Below are 19,713 nucleotides of genomic sequence, written 5' to 3'. Positions count from 1 at the left end.
ATGTCAACACCTTATATTCCTTGTCTGGACCTTGGTTCATACATCAATGGAAATGAAGAACAGCGTAAAAAATTCTCTGACGAATTGGGCAGGGCATTTAATGATTCTGGTTTTGTAACCATCACTAATCATGGGGTAAGTCAGGAATTAATCGAAAAGCTGTATAAGAATATACAATCTATGTTTAATCTTTCTGTTGAGCAAAAGAAAAAATATGAAAGAGTTGAACTTGCTGGTCAACGTGGTTATACCAGCGCCGGTAAAGAAACAGCAAAAGGAGCTAAAACAGCTGACTTAAAAGAATTCTGGCAAATTGGACAGGAGGTTATGGATGGTGATCCTATTAAAAGTCAATATCCGGATAATGAGTATCTTGAAGAGATCCCGGAATTTAATGAAGTTACAAGAGAGATCTACCAACGTCTGGAGGGGAATGGAAAGCATTTGTTGCGTGCAATTGCTACTTATCTAGGGCTTCCAATAGATTATTTTGATAAGCATGTTCATAATGGTAATTCAATTTTAAGAGGAATTCATTATTTTCCTATTCAGGATCCGGATGCTTTACCGGATGATGCAGTTCGTGCAGGTGCTCATGAAGATATAAACCTTATCACTTTGTTGATTGGGGCAAGTGCAGATGGTCTGGAGGTGTTAACACGCAGTGACGAATGGCTGCCTATTAAAGCTGGCCATACTGATATTGTGGTAAATGTAGGAGATATGCTGCAAAGGTTAACAAACAATAAACTTCGTTCTACAACACATAGGGTTGTAAATCCTCCAAGAGAACTGATGAAAACTTCGCGGTTTTCGGTTCCTTTCTTTTTGCATCCTCGTTCTGATATGGATTTAACAAGTCTGGAATCCTGCATAGATGCTGAGCATCCCAAGGTTTATGATGACATGACTGCGGGGGAGTATCTTGATGAAAGATTGAGAGAAATTGGATTAAAAAAATAAATTAGATATTCCACAATAAGGGCCGGTTTTGCAATCTTTCAAAGCAAAACCGGCCCTTATTGTGGAATATCACCCGGATTAAATTCTTATTTTCTGGTAAATTTAATCTCCATGGTTTTCATTTCCTTGCCATCAGTGGTCATGTACATTTCCATCAGATGGTTTTTATCGTCAATTACTTTATATACTTCTCGAACATCCAGGTCCTTGCCTGTCATTGGATCAGCAGTTTTTCCTTTAAGCGTAATAGACTTTGTAGCCTCATCCCATGTTCCTTCCATATTCATAATTCCAGTGCCCATATTATCGACCCAGGAACTAACAAATGTTTTTTTTGCATTATCATATCCCATAAGTCCCATACCTTCAAAAGGCTTTCCCATCATGGTTCCTTTAAAGGCCGACTGCTGATAACGTCCACCCATGATCATGGTGTTTGTGCAAGAGCCTGTACTTTTTGCTGGCGGGGCATCGGGGCTCATCCACATGCTTACCTCTGCATTCCATGTGCCATCATCTTTGGCCATCATTTTATGTACATCACCGGGTGTCATGTAGGCCTCCCAGGCTTTCATCATGGCGTCGTCCTGAGCTGGGGCTCTGCCTACTGCGATAAGCATTAGCAGAACCGCAATAATTGATACTTTTTTCATAACTATATGATTTTAGGTTATACCTAATTTACGAAAAAAACGCCTCTATATGAGCTGTGGTATTTAAATGTACAAAGTTGTGTAGTGATTTATACATTTATTTGAGATTCAGAAGGTTAGTTGGCTATTTTACGCCCTTGTCAACCGCCTTAATTATTGCATCCTCAATTCTTCCTCTGATTTTCATTGTGCTTAGTTTATCGGTTACAGAAGGGTTTACTCTGTTTGAAAGAAATATGTAAACAAGGCCTCTTGATGGATCAACCCATACACACGTACCGGTGTAACCTGTATGTCCATAAGTTTGTGAGGATGCAAGTTCTGAAGGGTATTTCTTTGTCAAATCCGGATCCCATCTATCAAATCCTAATCCACGTCTGCTAACTGCTGATTGTCTTTGAGTAAACATATCTACTGTTTCAGGTTTAAAATACTGCTGACCTCCATAGGTGCCTTTGTTAAGCAGCATTTGGTACATAATAGCCATATCATTTGAACTTGCAAATAAACCTGCGTGTCCTGACACGCCACCAACTAATGCCGCCCCCTGATCATGAACATATCCTACTAATAAGGTTTTTCTGAAATAAGTGTCGTTCTCAGTTGGGATGATTTGCTCTCTGCTGAATCTGTTTCGAGGTAGAAAACCTGCTGTTTGCATGCCGAGGGGTTGATAGAAATTCTCGCTAACGTATTCGTTTAGCGGTTTTCCGCTGATGCGCTCTACAATATCCTTCATTACATACATGCTAATATCACTGTATACGTATTTGCCTCTGGTTCTGATTGGGGCATTTAACATTTTAGGCCACATTATGTCTTTAAAATAATCCTTTCTTACATAATATCCATCGGCCACTTTTGTTGGATAGGCAGCCGAAGAATCTGGACTATGATCAGTGGGTTTGATGGCATCATGGAATGGAATATATGGAATGAACCCTGCCTGATGAAGCATAACCTCTCTTACCTGGATGTTGTTCATTGGCGTTGTTCTGGCCTTAGGGATATAGGCTCCTATATTTGTATCCAGTTTAAGCTTTTTTTCTTCAAACAGGCGCATTACAGTTGGAGTAGTTGCTGTAATTTTGGTTATAGAGGCCAGATCAAATATGTCGGTAACCTTATCCGGGCTTTTGTCATCATAAGTGTGTGTCCCGTAACCTTTATTGAAAACCACTTTCCCATCTTTAGCTACCAATACTACAAGCCCCGGAGTAGCCCGTGCATTAATAGCTTCACTGGCAATATTGTCAATCTCTCTTAAGTTATCAGTATTTATACCCGCATCTTCCGGGAGTGTATATTTTAAACGGATTGGAAGGGTCGTGAATCCTGAGTTTGCAGTGTACTTGGCTGAAAAGTTGGCGGTAAGCTTTTTGGTAACACCAATTCCTCCAAAAATTACCTGAGGTGTAATAGCAGCTGCCAAAGGTGTGCTTTGATCAGTCCACACAATTGGGGCTTTAATTGCATCAAGGGAAGAAAGGGCTCGTCCATCCCCGAATAAAGAAACAATAACCTGTTTGTTACTGCTTAAACTTTGAATGAAATTAATGTTACGGGCGTCATTAGCTGCTGCGGACGGAAGAGAAATAATAACGATATTGAAATATTTCAGATCATCTTCGAGGTCGTTTAAAGCGGCTGAATTCTGATAATTGGCAGAAGAGAGTGAGGTAATTTTGGCGTATTTATTTAAAAGACTGTCAAATATAGTTTGACTGGCAAATCCGAGGTTAACAGATGCTATATTTTTTTTGTCAAGATTTAGCAGGGGGATTACATTTTCATAGTTATTTAAGAGGGTAGTGTTGCTCTCGATACTATTTAAAATAGCAAGTGTTTGTTCGTTTTGTTTATGGTCCTGAGCACAGGCTGTGAATGTAAATAGGGCGAGGAAACTAATTGCAATGATACCTGCCAGGTTATTTTTTCTCATAGGTGTATTTTCTCCCTTAATGTAGTTTTGTTCTTACAAACGTAATTTTTAACTTTTTGATGCGCGGATCGCGATGTAAATATAATGGTAATTTTATGGTAATATCTGGTCAATGCTCATCAATTATCTGAAAAGAAGAGCCGATATGAGGCTTATTTTGCATAAATTAGCAACCTTTACCAAGGAATATAAATGTCAGATATAATAAAACTTTTACCCGATAGTGTTGCCAATCAAATTGCAGCAGGAGAGGTGGTGCAGCGCCCGGCATCGGCAGTAAAAGAGCTATTAGAGAACGCTATAGACGCGGGAGCTAATAAAATCCAATTGATTGTTAAAGATGCCGGAAAGGCATTGATACAAGTTATAGATAACGGGTGCGGGATGAGCGTTACAGATGCCCGTATGTGCTTTGAGCGTCATGCTACCTCAAAAGTACGTAAAGCCGAAGATCTTTTTGCGATCAGGACCATGGGCTTCAGAGGGGAAGCAATGGCATCTATTGCGGCCATTGCACAAGTTGAAATGAAAACCCGCAAGCATGAAGATGAAATAGGGACTTTAATTGAGATTGAAGGTGCCACCTTTATTAAGCAGGAACCAGTGGCTTCGGCTGAGGGAACAAGTATCAGTATAAAAAACCTATTCTATAATACGCCCGCCAGAAGGAATTTCTTAAAAAGTAATCCGGCAGAAATGCGTCATATTATTGATGAGTTTCAACGGGTAGCAATGGCAAGTCCAGGTATTGCTTTTAGCCTTCATCATGACGGCGTTGAAATTTATAGACTGCCAGCTTCTGCTTTAAAACAAAGAATAGTTCATTTATTTGGTAATAATTATAATGAACGGTTAATCCCTGTTGAAGAGGAAACCTCTATAATTAACTTAAAAGGATTTATTGGTAAACCCGAGTTTGCTAAAAAGACACGTGGTGAGCAATTCTTTTTTGTAAATAATAGGTTTATTAAGGATGCTTACCTTAATCATGCGGTGAACAGGGCTTATGAAGAATTATTACCGGATGATAACTTCCCTTTGTATGTGTTATTTATTGATATCGATCCCTCAAAGATTGATGTGAATGTGCACCCTACAAAAACAGAAATTAAATACCTGGATGAGAAGTCGATATATGCGATTTTGCACTCTGCTGTAAAAAGATCATTAGGGCGGTTTAACATAAGTCCAACCATAGATTTTGATCAGGAAACCGGATTTAGCAGTATGATAACCCATAAAGCGCCCGAAGAGATAGTACCACCGAGCATTAGCTTTAATCCTGATTTTAACCCTTTTGCGGCAGATAAACCGGCAGCAAGAGATTCATCCTATAGTCAGGATTCTTCTTATGCAAGTTTTCCTAAAAGCTATGGATCGGGAGGTGGTAAAATGCCGACAAGTACAAAAAATTGGGGTTCGCTTTATGAAATCGCAAATCACAATCCTGCTCAGCAGTCGTCTCTTGATTTGCCTGGTAATGAGGGCGATGATCAATTTGTTCCTGTGCAGAAGCAACTGATGCAGCTTCATAACCGCTATATTATATCGCAGATTAAATCTGGTCTTATGCTAATAGATCAGCAGTCGGCACACGAAAGGGTTTTGTATGAACGTTTTATTTTGCATCTTGAAGATAGAAAAGGGGCATCACAGCAAAGCTTATTCCCGCAAACGGTTACTTTAAGCCCTAATGATTATGAGTTGGCAAAAAGTTTACTTGATGACATAAAAAGTTTGGGTTTTGAGGTAAGAGAATTTGGTAAAAATACGTTAGTTATTGAAGGGATTCCTGTTGATCTTGGAAGCAGTAATATAAATGAAACTCAATTATTTGAACATCTGATAGAGGGGTTTAAAAATTCGCAACAGGAATTGAAGCTGGATAAAAGAGATGCATTGGCACGAAGTATGGCAAGAAACAGTGCTATCAAAAGTGGAACAGTATTAGGGCAAGCAGAAATGAATATGCTTATTGAGCAGCTTTTTGCGTGTAAAACTCCTAACTTTAGCATAAGTGGAAAGCCGGTTATTCAAACAATTGGACTAACAGAACTTGATAAAAAATTTGATAAATAATAAAGAATGAATAACATCCATATACCACCTGTTGTAAAGAACCTGTTGATTATCAATGTGATTTTCTTTGCTGCAACTTTTATGTTTAAAGATAGTCAGGGTGGTTATTTACTAGTAGAAAAGCTTTCCGTATTTTATTTCGATTCTCCATTTTTTAAGATCTGGCAACCGATTACTTATATGTTTATGCATAGTCCTGGGACTTTTATGCATATTTTCTTTAACATGTTTGCTTTATACATGTTTGGAGGAGTATTAGAGTCAAGATGGGGAGCTAAGCGTTTTCTTAATTTTTATTTGATAACCGGTCTAGGGGCATTGGCACTTCAATGGGCTGTACAGGCATTTGAGGTATATCAGATCGCAGGGACAGCTATGCCAGGTCAGGCGCTTTATCACTTACAAAACCTTACCGAAGCACAAGTTCAAACTCTTATAGGAATATACAATGGACCAATGCTTGGTGCTTCTGGAGCGGTATTTGGTCTGCTGGTAGCCTTTGGTGTGCTCTACCCAAATACAGAATTGTATATTCTGTTTATCCCAGTTCCGATAAAAGCAAAGTACATTATTCCGGTATACATTCTTTTTGAACTAAGTATGGGGGTAGCAAGAGTTCAAGGAGATTCAGTTGCGCATTATGCTCACTTGGGTGGGGCATTAATTGGCTTTATTTTAGTTAAGCTTTGGAAAGATAAGGACAATAATAGATTCTATAGATATTATGAATAACAGTATATTTCAGGACTTAAAGAACAAAGTATTTCACTCTGGCAATCCTTCGTATTTATATATAGGTTTAAATACGTTTGTTTTTGTAATTGTCGCGATCATAAATGTTCCGTTTTTTCTTTCAGGCAATGGTGTTAATTTCGATGCAATAATAGGAGAGTACTTTGGTTTTCCTGCTTCATTAGCAAAGCTTCCTGTAAGGTTTTATACCATCCTTACCTATCAGTTTTTTCACGGAGGTTTTCTCCATTTGCTATTTAATATGTTGTGGTTGTATTGGGTTGGAAGAATCTTCTTAGATTTTCTGAAACCGCGTCAATTCCACTTTGTGTATTTAGCGGGCGGCTTTGCAGGAGCCATATTGTTCGCATTGGCTTTTAATATCTTTCCGGTATTTATTAGTGGGATTTCCGGACAAGTTATAATTGGTTCATCAGCGGCAGTTATGGCTATTATTGTAGCAACAGCTACACTAGTACCTGATTATAGTATTAGGTTATTGTTATTTGGCGATGTTAAATTGAAATATCTTGCAATAGCATACATCGTGTTAGATTTAATAGGAACCACTTCTGCGAATGCAGGTGGTAGCTTTGCTCATATTGGAGGAGCGATTATAGGTTTTACATATATTAAAGTACTTCAGAAGGGAACAGATTGGAGTAATCTTTTTAAGAAAAAGCCTAAGTTAAGAGTGGTTAAAAATAATGGAGCTAAACCATCTGCTAAGAAAAAAGAGTCATCGGTTGATCAACGAGAAATAGATTCGATTTTAGATAAAATTTCTAAGTCGGGATATGATAAATTAACAAAAGAAGAAAAGGAGACTTTATTTAAAGCCAGTAAACATTAAATAGGGCTTATAGAAGGGGTAAAGTATAGATTAATGAAGAAAAATAAACCAACATTTATTGATAAAGTAGTTCGCCTGGCAGCTGTTGTTTTGGCAATTACTTTAGTGCTTGGTTTTTTAGCTGGTAGATTTGATCCGCGTGAATATAAATACATTCCCTTCTTTGGTTTGGCATATCCTTTTATTCTGCTCTTCAATATCTTCATGATCGTATGGTGGTGTATTAGAAAGCGATGGACCTTTGCGATTGGAACGATTGTATTGATTTTTGTAGGCTGGGGAGCTTTAACAGCAACAATAGGGGTCTTTGGCAAGTCAGGTGAACAAGCCAAAGAGAAACCCGAGCATATAAGAATGATGACCTATAATGTTCATAGCTTTAAACCTTATGGGCTAGATAATATTGAATCGGTGAAACAACAGATGCTGGAACTTATAAGAAATGAAAATCCAGACATCATTTGCTTTCAGGAGTATTTTACCCGTCGTAAAGGCCCTTATGATATCACTGATAGCTTAAAAAGAATATTAAAAACACCATACTATTATTTTGTGCCTTCTTCTGCGAACGATTACGAGGCGACTGGTTTAGCTATATTTTCAAAATATCCCATAAAGGACAAAGGTACCATTGTCTTCGGCGAAAATTTTGGAGGCAATGCCAGTATTTTTGTTGATATAATGATTAAAAAGCAAAAACTGAGGGTTTACAACGTGCACCTGCAGTCCATTTCATTCGATAAGCAAGATTATAGTTATATAGATAAGGTTACGCAAAAGATGGATGCGGATCTTGTGCCTTCGAAACGAATTTTAACGCTTCTTAAAAATGCTTTTGTTAAGAGAAGTGGCCAGGTTGATATTATGAAAGATCACATGGAAACATGTAAAACCCCTTTCTTAATTGCAGGTGATTTTAATGATACTCCAGCATCTTACGCAGTAACGCAACTTACAAAATCATTAAATAATACTTTTAAAGAACAAGGCACTGGCCTTGGAAGAACATATAACGGTAAATTCCCTAATTTTCAAATTGATTATATTGCTACAACTAAAGATATTAAAGTGATCAATTACCGCATTATTGATGCTAAACTATCTGATCATTTTCCCGTTCGCAGCGATTTGAGATTAAACCCCTAAAATTTTTACATTTGCAAAATGAATACAGGCTTACAGCTCTATAATACCTTATCACGTAAGAAAGAACTTTTTGAACCCCTTAATGCCCCTAATGTAGGAATGTATGTTTGTGGCCCTACTGTTTATAGTGACGTTCATTTAGGGAATTGTCGCACTTTTATATCTTTCGACCTAATATTCAGATATTTGAAATACAGTGGTTATAAAGTACGCTACGTACGGAATATTACTGATGCCGGCCATTTGGAAGGGGATAGGGATGAAGGAGATGATAAATTTGCTAAAAGAGCTAAACTTGAACAATTGGAACCAATGGAGATTGTTCAGAAATATACGCTGGGTTTCCATGATGTATTAAGGATGTTTAATACACTACCTCCAAGTATTGAACCTACTGCAACTGGTCATATTATTGAGCAGATTGAAATGATTAAGGAGATCATAAAGAACGGCTATGCTTATGAGATAAACGGTACAGTTTATTTCGATGTAGAAAAATATAGTGAGGAATATAATTATACCATATTAACCAACAGAAATCTGGAAGATATGCTTGCCAATACAAGAGAATTGGGTGGGCAAGACGAAAAGCATGGAAGGTTAGATTTTGCGTTATGGATAAAAGCTAAGCCTGAAACAATCATGCGCTGGGCATCACCATGGGGTGTTGGTTTTCCGGGCTGGCATATAGAATGTTCGGCTATGAGTGCAAAGTACTTAGGAGATGAATTTGATATTCATGGTGGCGGTATGGACCTTGCTGCTACTCATCATACCAATGAAATTGCACAATCGGAGGCTTGCAGTCATAAACAACCCGCAAAATACTGGATGCATACCAATATGCTTACTGTAAATGGCACACGTATGTCTAAAAGTGCCGGCAATGGATTTTTACCTGGGGAACTATTCACAGGAAACCATCCTTTACTTGAAAGAGGGTTTAGCCCAATGACGGTTAAATTTTTCATCCTTCAGGCACATTACAGAAGTACTTTGGATTTTTCCAATGAAGCTTTGGATGCTTCTGAAAAAGGTTTCAGAAGATTGATGAATGCCGTGAATTTATTGGAAAAGCTAACTCCTTCAGCAAATAGTGATTTTGAGATAGAACCAATATTTAACAATTGTGTAAAAGCAATGAACGATGATTTTAATAGTCCGGTTGTTATTGCGGAGTTATTTGAAGCAGTACGTATTATTAATACCGTTCATGATGGAAAAGGCAACATATCTGAGGTTGAGCTGGAAAAATTAAAAAAACTCATGAATGATTTCGTTTTTGATGTTTTTGGATTGAAGGACGAAGAGACTTCAAACACTGAATTAAACTCAGTTCTTGATCTCGTTATAGACATAAGAAAAGGGGCTAAGGAGAATAAAGATTATGCTACATCAGACAAGATACGATTGGGTTTACAAAGCATGGGTATCCAACTGAAAGACAGTAAAGATGGAACAACCTGGAATAAAATCTAATTTTGTGTAATTGTTAATTACTTTTTAAAGGAAAAAATTACTCAACCCTTATCTTAGCACAGAAACTATTTAAAAACGATGATGAATAAATTTCTTTATACAATTGCTGTTGCATCCATGACGATTGGTGCTTACGCTCAAAAATCAGATGGAAGCACTAAATCACTTGTTAAAGCAGAGAAAGATTTTGCCGCGAACCTGGCAAAAAATGGTGCAAAAACTGCATTTACTACATATTCAGCCGCTGATGGCTTGGTTTTCAGACCCAACCCTGTAAACGCCAGAACATTTTATGCAACTGAAGACGATACTAAAGACTTAAGCTGGACACCAGTGTACGCAAAAGTATCAAGAAGTGGAGACTGGGGGTTTACCACAGGACCTTTTACCTTAGCCGGGAAAGAAACCCTTTATGGACAATACCTTTCAATATGGAAGGCCGTTAATGGGAAATGGGAACTTGTCTTAGACCTTGGTACAACACATAATAAACCATTAAATAAGGTAACAGAAGAGTTTATAGAACCAAAGGATTTTCATAAACCAAAGTTTTTAAATGATAAAGAACGTGCAACAGGAGCGAATATAATAGCTACTACAGAAAAGACCCTAAGTGCTACCCTTAAATCTTATGGGGTATCGGCTTTTGCGGGATTCTTAAATTCGGATGCAAGAGTTTTGTTTCCAGGTTATGAACCTATTATTGGCAAGGATAAAGCAATTGCATTTTTAAATAGCATGATGAGTAAGGTGTCGTTAAAAACTACAAAGGTGGATAAAGCCGATGGAGGTGATTTAGCCTATACATATGGTGTTGCAACAGTAGATTATAAAGCTGATTTAAGAGAGAGCTTCAACTATGTATTTATTTATGAACGTCAGGCTGATTTTAACTGGAACCTTGTTGCAATGGTATTTGCACCTGCAGAACGTTAACAACATGTAGCGGGAGAAAGCGTTATTTTATAAATCATATTTATCACGAAAGGGTTTCTTAAAGAGTTGATTTAAGAAACCTTTTCTTTTATATAGTAAAGCAAATGAGAAAAATTATACTAACAGTAGCAATATTAATTACCGTTCTTCAAACAATGGCGCAGAAATTCGATCTGCAAGGTAATCGCGGTGCGCGCGGAATAATGCCTGAAAATACAATCCCTGGTATGCTAAGGGCATTGGATCTGGGTGTTAATGCCCTAAATATGAATGTGGTGATTTCTAAAGATAAAAAGGTAGTACTGTCTCAAGAGCCCTATTTTAATTTTGAAATTAGTACTAGTCCTGATGGAAAACCTATAACCCTCAAAAACCAAAAGAGTTATAACATGTATAAAATGGATTATGCTGATATCAAAAAATTTGATGTTGGAAGTAAGGTACATAGCAGATTCCCATATCAGGAAAAAATGCAAGCTTATAAACCACTTTTGGAAGAGACCATAGATTCTGTAGAGAGTTATGCAAAAAAGAAAAAATTGCCAAAACCTAATTTTAGCATAGAAACTAAAACTATTCCTAAAGGAGATAATGAGTTCCATCCGGAACCGGCAGAATTTGTTGACTTGATTATGGAGATCGTGATTAAAAAGAAACTAACTAAACGAGTAACCATACAATCGTTTGATGTGAGAACGCTACAATATCTGCACGAAAATTACCCCAAAATAAAAACAGCTTTGCTAATTGATGAAAAGATTGATTTTGAGGTGAATATAGCTGACCTTGGCTTTAAGCCAACTGTTTATAGCCCTTATTCAGTATTAGTAGGTAAGGGATTGGTAGAACGCTGCCATGAGGCGGGTGTTAAGATTATACCATGGACAGTAAATTCAATCAAAGATATGAAGTACCTAATCGGGTTGGGCGTAGATGGGGTTGTTACTGATTACCCTAATATTTATAAAAAGGTACTGGAAGAAAATTAACCTAAAACAGGTTTTTAATGATCTGTTCAATTGATAATCCTTCAGCCTCAGCTCTATAGTTACGCACAATACGGTGGCGTAAAATAGCTTCAGCAACAGCCTGAACATCCTCAATATCCGGTGAATACTTCCCCGATATCGCGGCGTGACATTTTGCTCCGATAACAAGGAATTGGGATGCCCTTGGGCCTGCGCCCCAGCTTATATATTTATTAATATCTTCAGTAGCCAAGGCTGTATGAGGACGGGTCTTACTTGCCAGCTTTACGGCATATTCGATTACATTGTCTGCAACAGGAATATTTCTTACTAATTTTTGGAAATACTGAATCTGTTTGGCGTCTATTATCTTTTTAAGCTTAACGTCGTTGTTGCTGGTCGTGTTCTTTACTATTGTAAGCTCATCAGCGAATGTAGGATAGCTGAGTAGAACATTGAACATGAATCGATCTAGTTGAGCCTCAGGCAAAGGGTATGTGCCTTCTTGCTCAATAGGGTTCTGAGTCGCCAGCACAAAGAATGGATTTGGTAATACATGCCTTTGTCCCGCTGCTGTGACAGCCTTCTCTTGCATTGCCTCAAGAAGAGCTGCCTGAGTTTTTGGTGGCGTTCTATTGATTTCGTCTGCAAGAACTATATTTGAAAATATAGGTCCGGTTATGAATTTAAAATTTCTGTCTTCACCTAATATTTCCGCACCGATAATATCGCTGGGCATTAGATCTGGGGTAAATTGAATCCTGTTAAAGTTAAGATCCATTACGTCTGCAACAGTTTGAACAAGCAACGTTTTGGCAAGCCCTGGAACGCCAACCAGTAAGCAATGACCATTACTGAAGATGGAAATCAAAACAGATTTTACCACTTCTTCCTGACCTATAACAACTTTCCCTATTTCGGTTCTAATGTTGTTATAAGCTTGATGCAACGCATCTACTGCCTTTATATCATTTTCAAACTGCATACGCGTTATTTTTTAGCAGTTGAATTTTTAGTCCAAATTTTCAATTCATCACAATCATCATAATCTTCGTCAATTCTGATGTAAGTGTTTTCTCTTCTTTTTTCGAACCATTCACTTAACATTCTATCGATTTTATCCTGTTGTGCTTTCTCTTTGAATTTAGAATAATCCTGTTCCAGGTTTCCTTTATGTGGCGGGATTTTAGATTTTAAATAAAGAATCTTATATCCTTGTTTGCCATCTGGATCTGTGAAAGAAACAGGCTGAGAAACTTCGCCTACTTTCATTGTATCAACAACAACAAATACTTTTGGATCTAGTTTATCCGCTGGGATAAATGTAGTTCTGGCAGTAACGTTATCTGCATATAATATCATACCACCGTTATATTGAGATTCCTTGTTATCAGAATATAATGAAGCAGCGGTAGAGAATGGAAGTTTTTTCTCTACGATATTTTTGTAAATGGTATCGGCTTGTAATTTAGTTCTTTCTAAGCTGGCCGGTGTAGTTTCCGGACGTATAAGAATATGGCGTGCCTGAACCTGTTCTCCGCGGCGTTCAATAACCTGAAGAATATGGAAGCCGTGTTCTGATTCAAATACCGGCGACATTTCACCTGGTTTTAATTTAAATGCCCAAGCTGTAAATTCTTTCACCATTCTGGTACGATCGAAGAATCCAAGGTCACCACCCTCAGCAGCTGAACCTGTATCTTCAGAATAAGATTTAGCAAGGAATGCAAAATCCTCACCACTTTTCACTCTTAACCTTAATGCATCAATTTTATCATAGAATTTTTGCTTTTCTGCTTTTGTAAGTTTTGGATGAAGTACAATTTCTCCAACTTCAAATTCAGTAGGAATATCAGGAAGACTATCTTTTTTATAAGAATCAAAATAACGTTTAACCTCAATCGGTGTAATGTTTACATCCTGAGTTATTTTTTGCTGCATTTTATTAGAGATCAACTGCTCTTTAATGTCAGGTCTGATCTCATCTTTATACTGAAGAACAGAGCGATTTAAAAACTGTTCCAATCTTTCTTGTCCACCTGCGCGCTGGATCTGATAACGCATACGTTTTTCAACTTCCTCATCAACCTGGGCTTCTTCAACTACAACAGAGTCAATTTCTGCTTGTTGTTTAAGTAGTTTCTGAGCAAGCATTTGTTGCAATATATAGCACTTTACTTTATCATCATCAGGATTTCCTGAATTTAAGTATTGTGCATATTGTTGATTTAAATCTGATAGTAAAATGATGTTATTACCTAATACAGCAACAACTTTATCTATATTTTTCTTTTGAGCCTGTACGTTGAAAAACAAACAAATCAATCCGCTTGCTGTTACTAAAAATTTCCTCATTCTATGGTTGTTCAATTATATTCTTTTGCAAATCTAATATTATCTGTGCTATTGGCGTGAAGCTCATGGCTTAGCCAATTTTCTTATCTCGTCCTGATTAATCTTTACAGGATATTTTTTTCTTAGTGCTTTTATCCATTCATTCTCCAGTTCCTGCTGATAATCTGTGACTACCTGCCCTCTAACCTCATCAAAAGAACTTTGCAAATAAACGCTTTTGTTTTTATCATAAAAAATGCGGAGCTGATTTTCATCATTCTGCGCCTGGTTCCATACCTTTATTTCAGAGATATTAAACATTAAAACCGCTTCTTTATATTCATTCATTATGAAAAGATATTCTGGTTTTGTTTTCGATATTCTTTTCTGTGTACGCAATGCGTGTTCATAGTTTTTTACCTCGGCAAGATAGCCTGTGTCCGTATCCAGACCCAACTCTCTGGCTTCAGTAACCTTAAGTTTGAAGTTTACATATAAGGTTAGATAAGCATGTAAATCTTCAGCCGTCGCATTTCCGTTGCCGGAATGATTTTTCTTATATACCCACATAAACTCTTTATTGCTTATTGGTTTTCCATTAACTACAGCCACATTTTGAGCAAATGCACCGGTAATAAAAAGACTGATGATAATGGAACAGTAAACTTTTCTCACAAAAGACTTATGGTATATAATTTTAAGGCATAAAAGTAATAAATAAAGGTACTATAATGAGATATTTAACTAATTTTAACAGAAAAAAGATTTTCAATAAAATTATCATTAATGGTGAGCCAACTTACAACTGACGGAGAAGGTCTGCGTTTATTTTTTACGGATGATATTTACCTGGTTAAAGAGCCTGAGGGGACGTTAAATGAAGAAGTGCAAGTTTATGTAAAAGATGAAGCATCTTCACCTGCTCAGCCTTTAATTGTTAATGAACCAATAATTCCCTTAGTTAAAGTACAACCTGAGTTTAAATTTTTAGGTAATAATAACCGTAATATACTGATTTTGGTATACGATGAGCATAATGACGTTAGTGATGAAAGGGGTAGGGAATTGTTAAGAAAGATCGTAAAATCAATAAATCTAACCGCTAGTGATTTCGCGTTGCTTAATTACGCCAAGTATAAAGAAGCAAGCTATGAGCAATTGAAGGCTCGTTTTTCGAGTGTCATTGTATTTGCATTTGGTGTTTCATCTCAGCAACTTGGATTAAAGCAGCATCCTGAAAACACAGTAGTAACTGAAGGAGAAGTAAAGCTTATCTTTTCTTCGGCGCTCCAAAAACTGGATGAAGATGCAAATGGAAAGAAAGTATTATGGGGTAGTTTGAAACAACTGGGACTATGATGCTACCTGAATTGGTGTTTGCTACCAACAATAAGCATAAGACAGAAGAAATTGGTAAACTCCTTGTAAATCAATATAAAGTTTTAAATCTTAAAGATATTGGCTGTGATGTTGATATCCCTGAAACAGGGAACTCATTTGCAGAGAATGCAGAGCTTAAAAGCAGTTATGTAACTGATAATTTTAAGTTGAATTGTTTTGCTGATGATAGCGGATTGGAGATTGAGGCATTAGACAATGAACCTGGAATCTATTCGGCCAGGTACTCAGGAGTTAGAGATGATCTTGAAAACCTTAATCTTGTACTAAAAAAGATGGAAGGTAAAACGAATAGAAAGGCCCATTTTAAAACCGTTATTTCTTTAAACCAAAATAATAAGAACTATCTTTTTGAAGGGGTTGTTTATGGCAACATTACACAAACTCCAATAGGAGATGAAGGATTTGGTTATGATCCAATATTTATGCCTATTGGCTACGATAGGACCTTTGCGCAAATGAGCATGACGGAAAAGAATGAGATCAGTCACAGGGCAATTGCGATGAAAAAGCTTATTGCTTTTTTAAAGGAGCAGGTGTAATTTTTTTAGCAGTATCAGGTTTCTTACTGGTATCGGGCTTTAAGGGTAAGATATTCTTAATTGGAGCAATAATAGCTTTTGCTGAATCTATTGCGGCTGAATCAATTTTGGAGGCAGCCTTAACAAGTTCTTTTGAAGCAGTTTTAATTAATCCTTTTTTGGCTACTTCAGCTTTATTGGGTGCTTTGCCTGTCGGGCTTCCAGGTTTTTTTGCCCCTGCTGCCGGGCTTTTAGATGCAGCAGGTTTTGTTTTAGGTTTCCCACTTATTACTTCCTTTTTAGAAAGCGGTCTAAGTTCAGGTTTCCATGTAAATCCTGTTAACAAAACATCTTCTTTTAGTTCAGTAATAGGCACCCTGATTCCCTCGGGTTCTTTAACAGTAAGAATATGACTTATTTCTTTGTCTTTAAACAAGATCTTTATTCTACTGCTTACAGTTTGGTTCATGTCGGTGTATACACTGTCTTTTCCCCTGTTATAATAAACACTTTCTGCATTTCCATCCACAAACATGGTGCTTAATTCTCCATCTTTAAAGAAAGCAGTAATGAGTTTTCCTTTTATCTGATTAAACCTTGCGGAATCCGCATTTACATTCACCTGAAATGCATTATCAATTACCTGTAACGTATTAAGCTTATTGTTTTTTAAGCGAAGGTAAATAGTGTCTCCGGTTTGTTGAGAGTTCTGCGACCATAAAATAGGGTCTCCGTACCACCTTAAAGTGGAATCGGCACTTGTATAAAATAGAGAATCTGCTTTAGCCTGCATATTGGATTTGTAAACCCTTACATTATGATAAGCTTTAATGGAACGTGTTTTTACCGTATCCAAAGGGTTAGGTGGTATTGAATCCTTAATATTTTTCTTTACTAAACTATCCGTGGTTTTAATGGCCCCGTTAATCTTCTTCGCTACATTTCCTGATTTTGCCAGGCTATCGGCTTTTTTACTTAGACTATCAGGTTTTTTACCTGAAATCGCTGCCTTTATAGGTTTAACTGGGTCTTTTGCCGCATTTAAAGAATCCTTAATTAATGAAGTATCGGGTTTCTTTTGAGCAATACTATCCTTAGAAAGGCTATCCTTGGGTAAGGAAACCTTTGCTAGCAGGCTATCTTTAGCTGCTTTAATTGCCGTAGAATCAACAGGTTTTGTATTTTTGTTATCTCTTTTAGCAGTTTTCGCTTTTTCTTTTGCTTCTTTTTTCTCCGATTTCTTTGCTATTCCAATTTCCTCGGCCGTCATCCCGGGTGCTTGTGATTCACCTTTCTTCTGTGGTTTCTCAGGATCACCCAATTCATTGTTTTGTTTGAGTACCGGTGATTCAATTAACTTCAAAGTTTTTTGAAGTACCATTTGAGTTTCTAATGTATCCGAACCCAACCATAAGCTATCTGGCTGTAACTTGTTGTTTACTGTTATGGAGTCTTTTGTCCCCATACCTACATACGCATTTTTGGTTACAACAGTACGCTCGTCTATTTTGTAGTAATAACCCAATTGACCATAAAGAACCGTTTTGTCGGCAGTATCTTTAAAGATGATATTCCTAACAGCCTTACCATATCCTGCTATACCATCATAGTATAAACTATCTCCTTTTAAAGATTTAGTCCCATTGGTGTATAAGTTCTTCTTGCCAAAATAAGCATATTCAGTTTTGGTGTTGTATGCGCCATTTTCGGTATATAGGTTATCTTCTTTACCTTTTATATTTGTAGGGCCATAAAAATAGGTCCAGTTGGTAAGGGTATTGTACCTTAATGTGTCTGATTTAATTGTGCTTTGTGGTGTTACCACTACAACATTATAACGAAAGTAAGAATCTCGGCTATTAGAAAAGTAGTAGCCGTTTTTACTCGTTAAGGTCACATCTTTATTAACAATTTTGCCTCCTTCTACATATGTTCCAACTTTGGTGGCCATATTGTAGTCAAGCACATTAGTGGTAAGAACAGACTCCTTGTCGATCATACGCACATTACTGGTTAAGTGGGCAATTTTAGTATTTCCATTGTATGTTAAATGATCAGAGTAGATATTTATGGTATCTCCCTGATTAATATGGACGTTTTTAAATGCCTCAAAAACATTGTCGTTTTGATAAAAAACAGCACTGTCACAAGTTAACGTAGCATTTTCATGAATAAATACTGGATACTTCAGATAAGAAATGTTTTTCTTTCCATCTGTATTTCCTATTCTGGCATCCTTCAAAATAATCTTGGTTCTCTGTTGCGCTAGCAAAGAGAAAGGAAACATGAAAAAGATAATGAAAAAGCGTATTTTCTGCACTTTACAAAGTTAGTTTTTTGCTTACCATTTTAATTAAATATTTTTGAAAGATGTTACCCATTCAAAACTTTAAAGATTTTATAAGCCATAATTCACTCTTCATTGCTAGCGACAAGATACTGCTTGCCGTTAGTGGCGGGAAGGATTCTGTTTTAATGGCCCATCTCTTTAAACTCGCTGGTTTTGATTTTGGTATAGCACACTGTAATTTTAATTTAAGGGCAGATGAGTCTCAAAGAGACGAAAGCTTTGTACGAATGCTCGCCAACTCCCTGGAAGTGCCATTTTATGTAACCCACTTCAAAACTAAAAATTACGCTGCAGCGCATAAAATATCTACCCAAATGGCCGCCAGAGATTTGCGGTACAATTGGTTCGAAGAGATACGGGAATCTAATAACTATAATTTCATCGCTCTTGCACAACACCAGGATGATGCCATGGAAACCGTATTGTTAAATTTAACGAGGGGAACAGGGATAGCCGGGTTGCATGGCATTTTCCCTAAAAGAGATAAGCTCATCAGGCCCCTGCTATTTCTTTCGCGTGAGCAAATTAATGAATTAATAGCAGAGCATAATATTGATTTTGTAGAAGATAGTTCAAATTTATCTGTAGACTATGCCCGCAATAAAATTCGCCTAAAGGTTATCCCTCATCTTAAAGAGATTAATCCTAATCTGGAGCAAACATTTGAACAAAATATTCAGCGGTTTTCTGAAACGGAGCTTGTGTTGCAAAAAGCAGTTTCCGAACTAAGGGAGGACTTGCTTGTCGAAAAACAAAATAGCTTGCACTTGTCAATTGCCAAGGTCAAAGCATTGAAGCCGCAGCGGTTGTTAATTTTTGAACTGCTTAGGCCCTTTGGTTTCTCGGAACTTGTAGTGATAGAACTGCTGCAGGCGCTAAACAAGCAAAGTGGGACCTCTTTCTATAGCAGTTCTCATAGAATTACCATCGATAGGGATGATTTGATATTAAATCCTATTGTTGAAGAAAATCTGCAATTGGCATTTATTCATGTTAACGATCAAAGCGTAAATCTGTCGCAGCATAAGATATTAATGTCTTTCATAGATGAACCATATTTTGAAAAGAGTACCAAAAGGGCATTTGTAGATGCTGATAAGCTCATGTTTCCTTTAGTGGTGCGAACCTGGCAATCTGGCGATAAGTTTATGCCGCTAGGTATGAAGTTCTTTAAAAACTTAAGCGATTTTTTTATTGATGAGAAAATCCCGCTTGCAGAGAAGGCTGGTGTCCCTATTCTGATAAACGGAAACGGCGAAATTATTTGGCTGGGTGGTATGCGGCAAGATGATAGATACAAGGTGACATCGGCCACAAAAAAAGTGGCTATATTCGATCTGAAATAATCATATTACATTT

17 protein-coding genes are annotated in these 19,713 nt (G+C 37.1%); 11 read left to right on the top strand and 6 right to left on the bottom strand.

Annotation, left to right across the window (positions count from 1 at the left end; all coding sequences use genetic code 11):
• Entirely contained in the window at positions 1–963 is a 963-nt protein-coding gene (locus AC1DDK_RS08305) for an isopenicillin N synthase family dioxygenase (RefSeq protein ID WP_172661592.1), read from the top strand.
• An 86-nt stretch (positions 964–1,049) separates the two neighbouring features.
• Here the strand turns inward: AC1DDK_RS08305 and AC1DDK_RS08300 are convergent, their stop codons facing one another.
• Entirely contained in the window at positions 1,050–1,616 is a 567-nt protein-coding gene (locus tag AC1DDK_RS08300; RefSeq protein WP_172661591.1) for a DUF1579 domain-containing protein, read from the bottom strand.
• Between the two features lie 124 nt (positions 1,617–1,740).
• Positions 1,741–3,558: a serine hydrolase domain-containing protein gene (locus AC1DDK_RS08295; RefSeq protein ID WP_288881967.1), complete on the bottom strand. Its 1,818-nt coding sequence runs from the start codon at positions 3,556–3,558 to the stop codon at positions 1,741–1,743.
• Between the two features lie 192 nt (positions 3,559–3,750).
• On the opposite strand from AC1DDK_RS08295, the gene mutL reads away from it, so the two are divergent.
• From mutL to AC1DDK_RS08260, 7 genes are all read left to right on the top strand, one after another.
• Positions 3,751–5,637 carry a DNA mismatch repair endonuclease MutL gene (gene mutL / locus AC1DDK_RS08290; RefSeq protein WP_288881969.1) on the top strand — a complete coding sequence of 629 codons (1,887 nt, stop codon included), beginning with the start codon at positions 3,751–3,753 and terminating at the stop codon, positions 5,635–5,637.
• A 6-nt stretch (positions 5,638–5,643) separates the two neighbouring features.
• Positions 5,644–6,369, top strand: coding sequence for a rhomboid family intramembrane serine protease (locus tag AC1DDK_RS08285; RefSeq protein ID WP_288881971.1), 726 nt, complete (start codon positions 5,644–5,646; stop codon positions 6,367–6,369).
• Positions 6,362–7,222 carry a rhomboid family intramembrane serine protease gene (locus tag AC1DDK_RS08280; protein ID WP_337717239.1) on the top strand — a complete coding sequence of 287 codons (861 nt, stop codon included), beginning with the start codon at positions 6,362–6,364 and terminating at the stop codon, positions 7,220–7,222. Before AC1DDK_RS08285 ends, AC1DDK_RS08280 begins: the two co-directional genes overlap by 8 nt.
• A 33-nt stretch (positions 7,223–7,255) precedes the next feature.
• Positions 7,256–8,368 carry an endonuclease/exonuclease/phosphatase family protein gene (locus AC1DDK_RS08275; protein ID WP_288881976.1) on the top strand — a complete coding sequence of 371 codons (1,113 nt, stop codon included), beginning with the start codon at positions 7,256–7,258 and terminating at the stop codon, positions 8,366–8,368.
• Positions 8,369–8,386: 18 nt separating this feature from the next.
• Positions 8,387–9,847 (top strand): cysteine--tRNA ligase, encoded by a 1,461-nt coding sequence (gene cysS / locus AC1DDK_RS08270; protein ID WP_288881978.1) that lies wholly within the window; start codon positions 8,387–8,389, stop codon positions 9,845–9,847.
• 78 nt (positions 9,848–9,925) lie between these two features.
• On the top strand, positions 9,926–10,783 hold the full coding sequence (locus AC1DDK_RS08265; RefSeq protein WP_172661584.1) for a nuclear transport factor 2 family protein: 858 nt from the start codon (positions 9,926–9,928) through the stop codon (positions 10,781–10,783).
• 104 nt (positions 10,784–10,887) lie between these two features.
• Entirely contained in the window at positions 10,888–11,772 is an 885-nt protein-coding gene (locus tag AC1DDK_RS08260; protein WP_288881980.1) for a glycerophosphodiester phosphodiesterase family protein, read from the top strand.
• 1 nt (position 11,773) lies between these two features.
• Here the strand turns inward: AC1DDK_RS08260 and AC1DDK_RS08255 are convergent, their stop codons facing one another.
• The 3 genes from AC1DDK_RS08255 to AC1DDK_RS08245 form a co-directional block, all read right to left on the bottom strand.
• Positions 11,774–12,736: an AAA family ATPase gene (locus AC1DDK_RS08255; protein WP_172661582.1), complete on the bottom strand. Its 963-nt coding sequence runs from the start codon at positions 12,734–12,736 to the stop codon at positions 11,774–11,776.
• 5 nt (positions 12,737–12,741) lie between these two features.
• On the bottom strand, positions 12,742–14,106 hold the full coding sequence (locus AC1DDK_RS08250) for a peptidylprolyl isomerase (RefSeq protein ID WP_172661581.1): 1,365 nt from the start codon (positions 14,104–14,106) through the stop codon (positions 12,742–12,744).
• A gap of 63 nt (positions 14,107–14,169) precedes the next feature.
• Positions 14,170–14,760 (bottom strand): hypothetical protein, encoded by a 591-nt coding sequence (locus AC1DDK_RS08245; RefSeq protein ID WP_172661580.1) that lies wholly within the window; start codon positions 14,758–14,760, stop codon positions 14,170–14,172.
• Between the two features lie 111 nt (positions 14,761–14,871).
• Between AC1DDK_RS08245 and AC1DDK_RS08240 the strand changes: the two genes are divergently transcribed.
• Positions 14,872–15,444: a DNA polymerase III subunit psi gene (locus AC1DDK_RS08240; RefSeq protein ID WP_172661579.1), complete on the top strand. Its 573-nt coding sequence runs from the start codon at positions 14,872–14,874 to the stop codon at positions 15,442–15,444.
• Entirely contained in the window at positions 15,444–16,025 is a 582-nt protein-coding gene (gene rdgB / locus AC1DDK_RS08235) for an RdgB/HAM1 family non-canonical purine NTP pyrophosphatase (RefSeq protein WP_216854428.1), read from the top strand. The genes AC1DDK_RS08240 and rdgB overlap by 1 nt, the downstream gene beginning before the upstream one ends.
• Here rdgB and AC1DDK_RS08230 read toward each other — a convergent pair.
• Entirely contained in the window at positions 15,997–18,324 is a 2,328-nt protein-coding gene (locus AC1DDK_RS08230; RefSeq protein ID WP_288881987.1) for an OstA-like protein, read from the bottom strand. The genes rdgB and AC1DDK_RS08230 overlap by 29 nt on opposite strands.
• A gap of 50 nt (positions 18,325–18,374) precedes the next feature.
• On the opposite strand from AC1DDK_RS08230, the gene tilS reads away from it, so the two are divergent.
• Positions 18,375–19,700 carry a tRNA lysidine(34) synthetase TilS gene (tilS, locus tag AC1DDK_RS08225; protein WP_337717237.1) on the top strand — a complete coding sequence of 442 codons (1,326 nt, stop codon included), beginning with the start codon at positions 18,375–18,377 and terminating at the stop codon, positions 19,698–19,700.
• The last annotated feature ends 13 nt before the right edge of the window (positions 19,701–19,713 follow it).

The organism is Pedobacter sp. 05T44 (assembly GCF_056395985.1).
This window is presented reverse-complemented; position numbering and strand designations above follow the sequence as displayed.

Coding starts and splice junctions, on each gene's coding strand:
- AC1DDK_RS08305 (WP_172661592.1), top strand. CDS start 1: ATGTCAACACCTTATATTCCTTGTCTGGACCTTGGTTCATACATCAAT.
- AC1DDK_RS08300 (WP_172661591.1), bottom strand. CDS start 1,616: ATGAAAAAAGTATCAATTATTGCGGTTCTGCTAATGCTTATCGCAGTA.
- AC1DDK_RS08295 (WP_288881967.1), bottom strand. CDS start 3,558: ATGAGAAAAAATAACCTGGCAGGTATCATTGCAATTAGTTTCCTCGCC.
- mutL (WP_288881969.1), top strand. CDS start 3,751: ATGTCAGATATAATAAAACTTTTACCCGATAGTGTTGCCAATCAAATT.
- AC1DDK_RS08285 (WP_288881971.1), top strand. CDS start 5,644: ATGAATAACATCCATATACCACCTGTTGTAAAGAACCTGTTGATTATC.
- AC1DDK_RS08280 (WP_337717239.1), top strand. CDS start 6,362: ATGAATAACAGTATATTTCAGGACTTAAAGAACAAAGTATTTCACTCT.
- AC1DDK_RS08275 (WP_288881976.1), top strand. CDS start 7,256: ATGAAGAAAAATAAACCAACATTTATTGATAAAGTAGTTCGCCTGGCA.
- cysS (WP_288881978.1), top strand. CDS start 8,387: ATGAATACAGGCTTACAGCTCTATAATACCTTATCACGTAAGAAAGAA.
- AC1DDK_RS08265 (WP_172661584.1), top strand. CDS start 9,926: ATGATGAATAAATTTCTTTATACAATTGCTGTTGCATCCATGACGATT.
- AC1DDK_RS08260 (WP_288881980.1), top strand. CDS start 10,888: ATGAGAAAAATTATACTAACAGTAGCAATATTAATTACCGTTCTTCAA.
- AC1DDK_RS08255 (WP_172661582.1), bottom strand. CDS start 12,736: ATGCAGTTTGAAAATGATATAAAGGCAGTAGATGCGTTGCATCAAGCT.
- AC1DDK_RS08250 (WP_172661581.1), bottom strand. CDS start 14,106: ATGAGGAAATTTTTAGTAACAGCAAGCGGATTGATTTGTTTGTTTTTC.
- AC1DDK_RS08240 (WP_172661579.1), top strand. CDS start 14,872: ATGGTGAGCCAACTTACAACTGACGGAGAAGGTCTGCGTTTATTTTTT.
- rdgB (WP_216854428.1), top strand. CDS start 15,444: ATGCTACCTGAATTGGTGTTTGCTACCAACAATAAGCATAAGACAGAA.
- tilS (WP_337717237.1), top strand. CDS start 18,375: ATGTTACCCATTCAAAACTTTAAAGATTTTATAAGCCATAATTCACTC.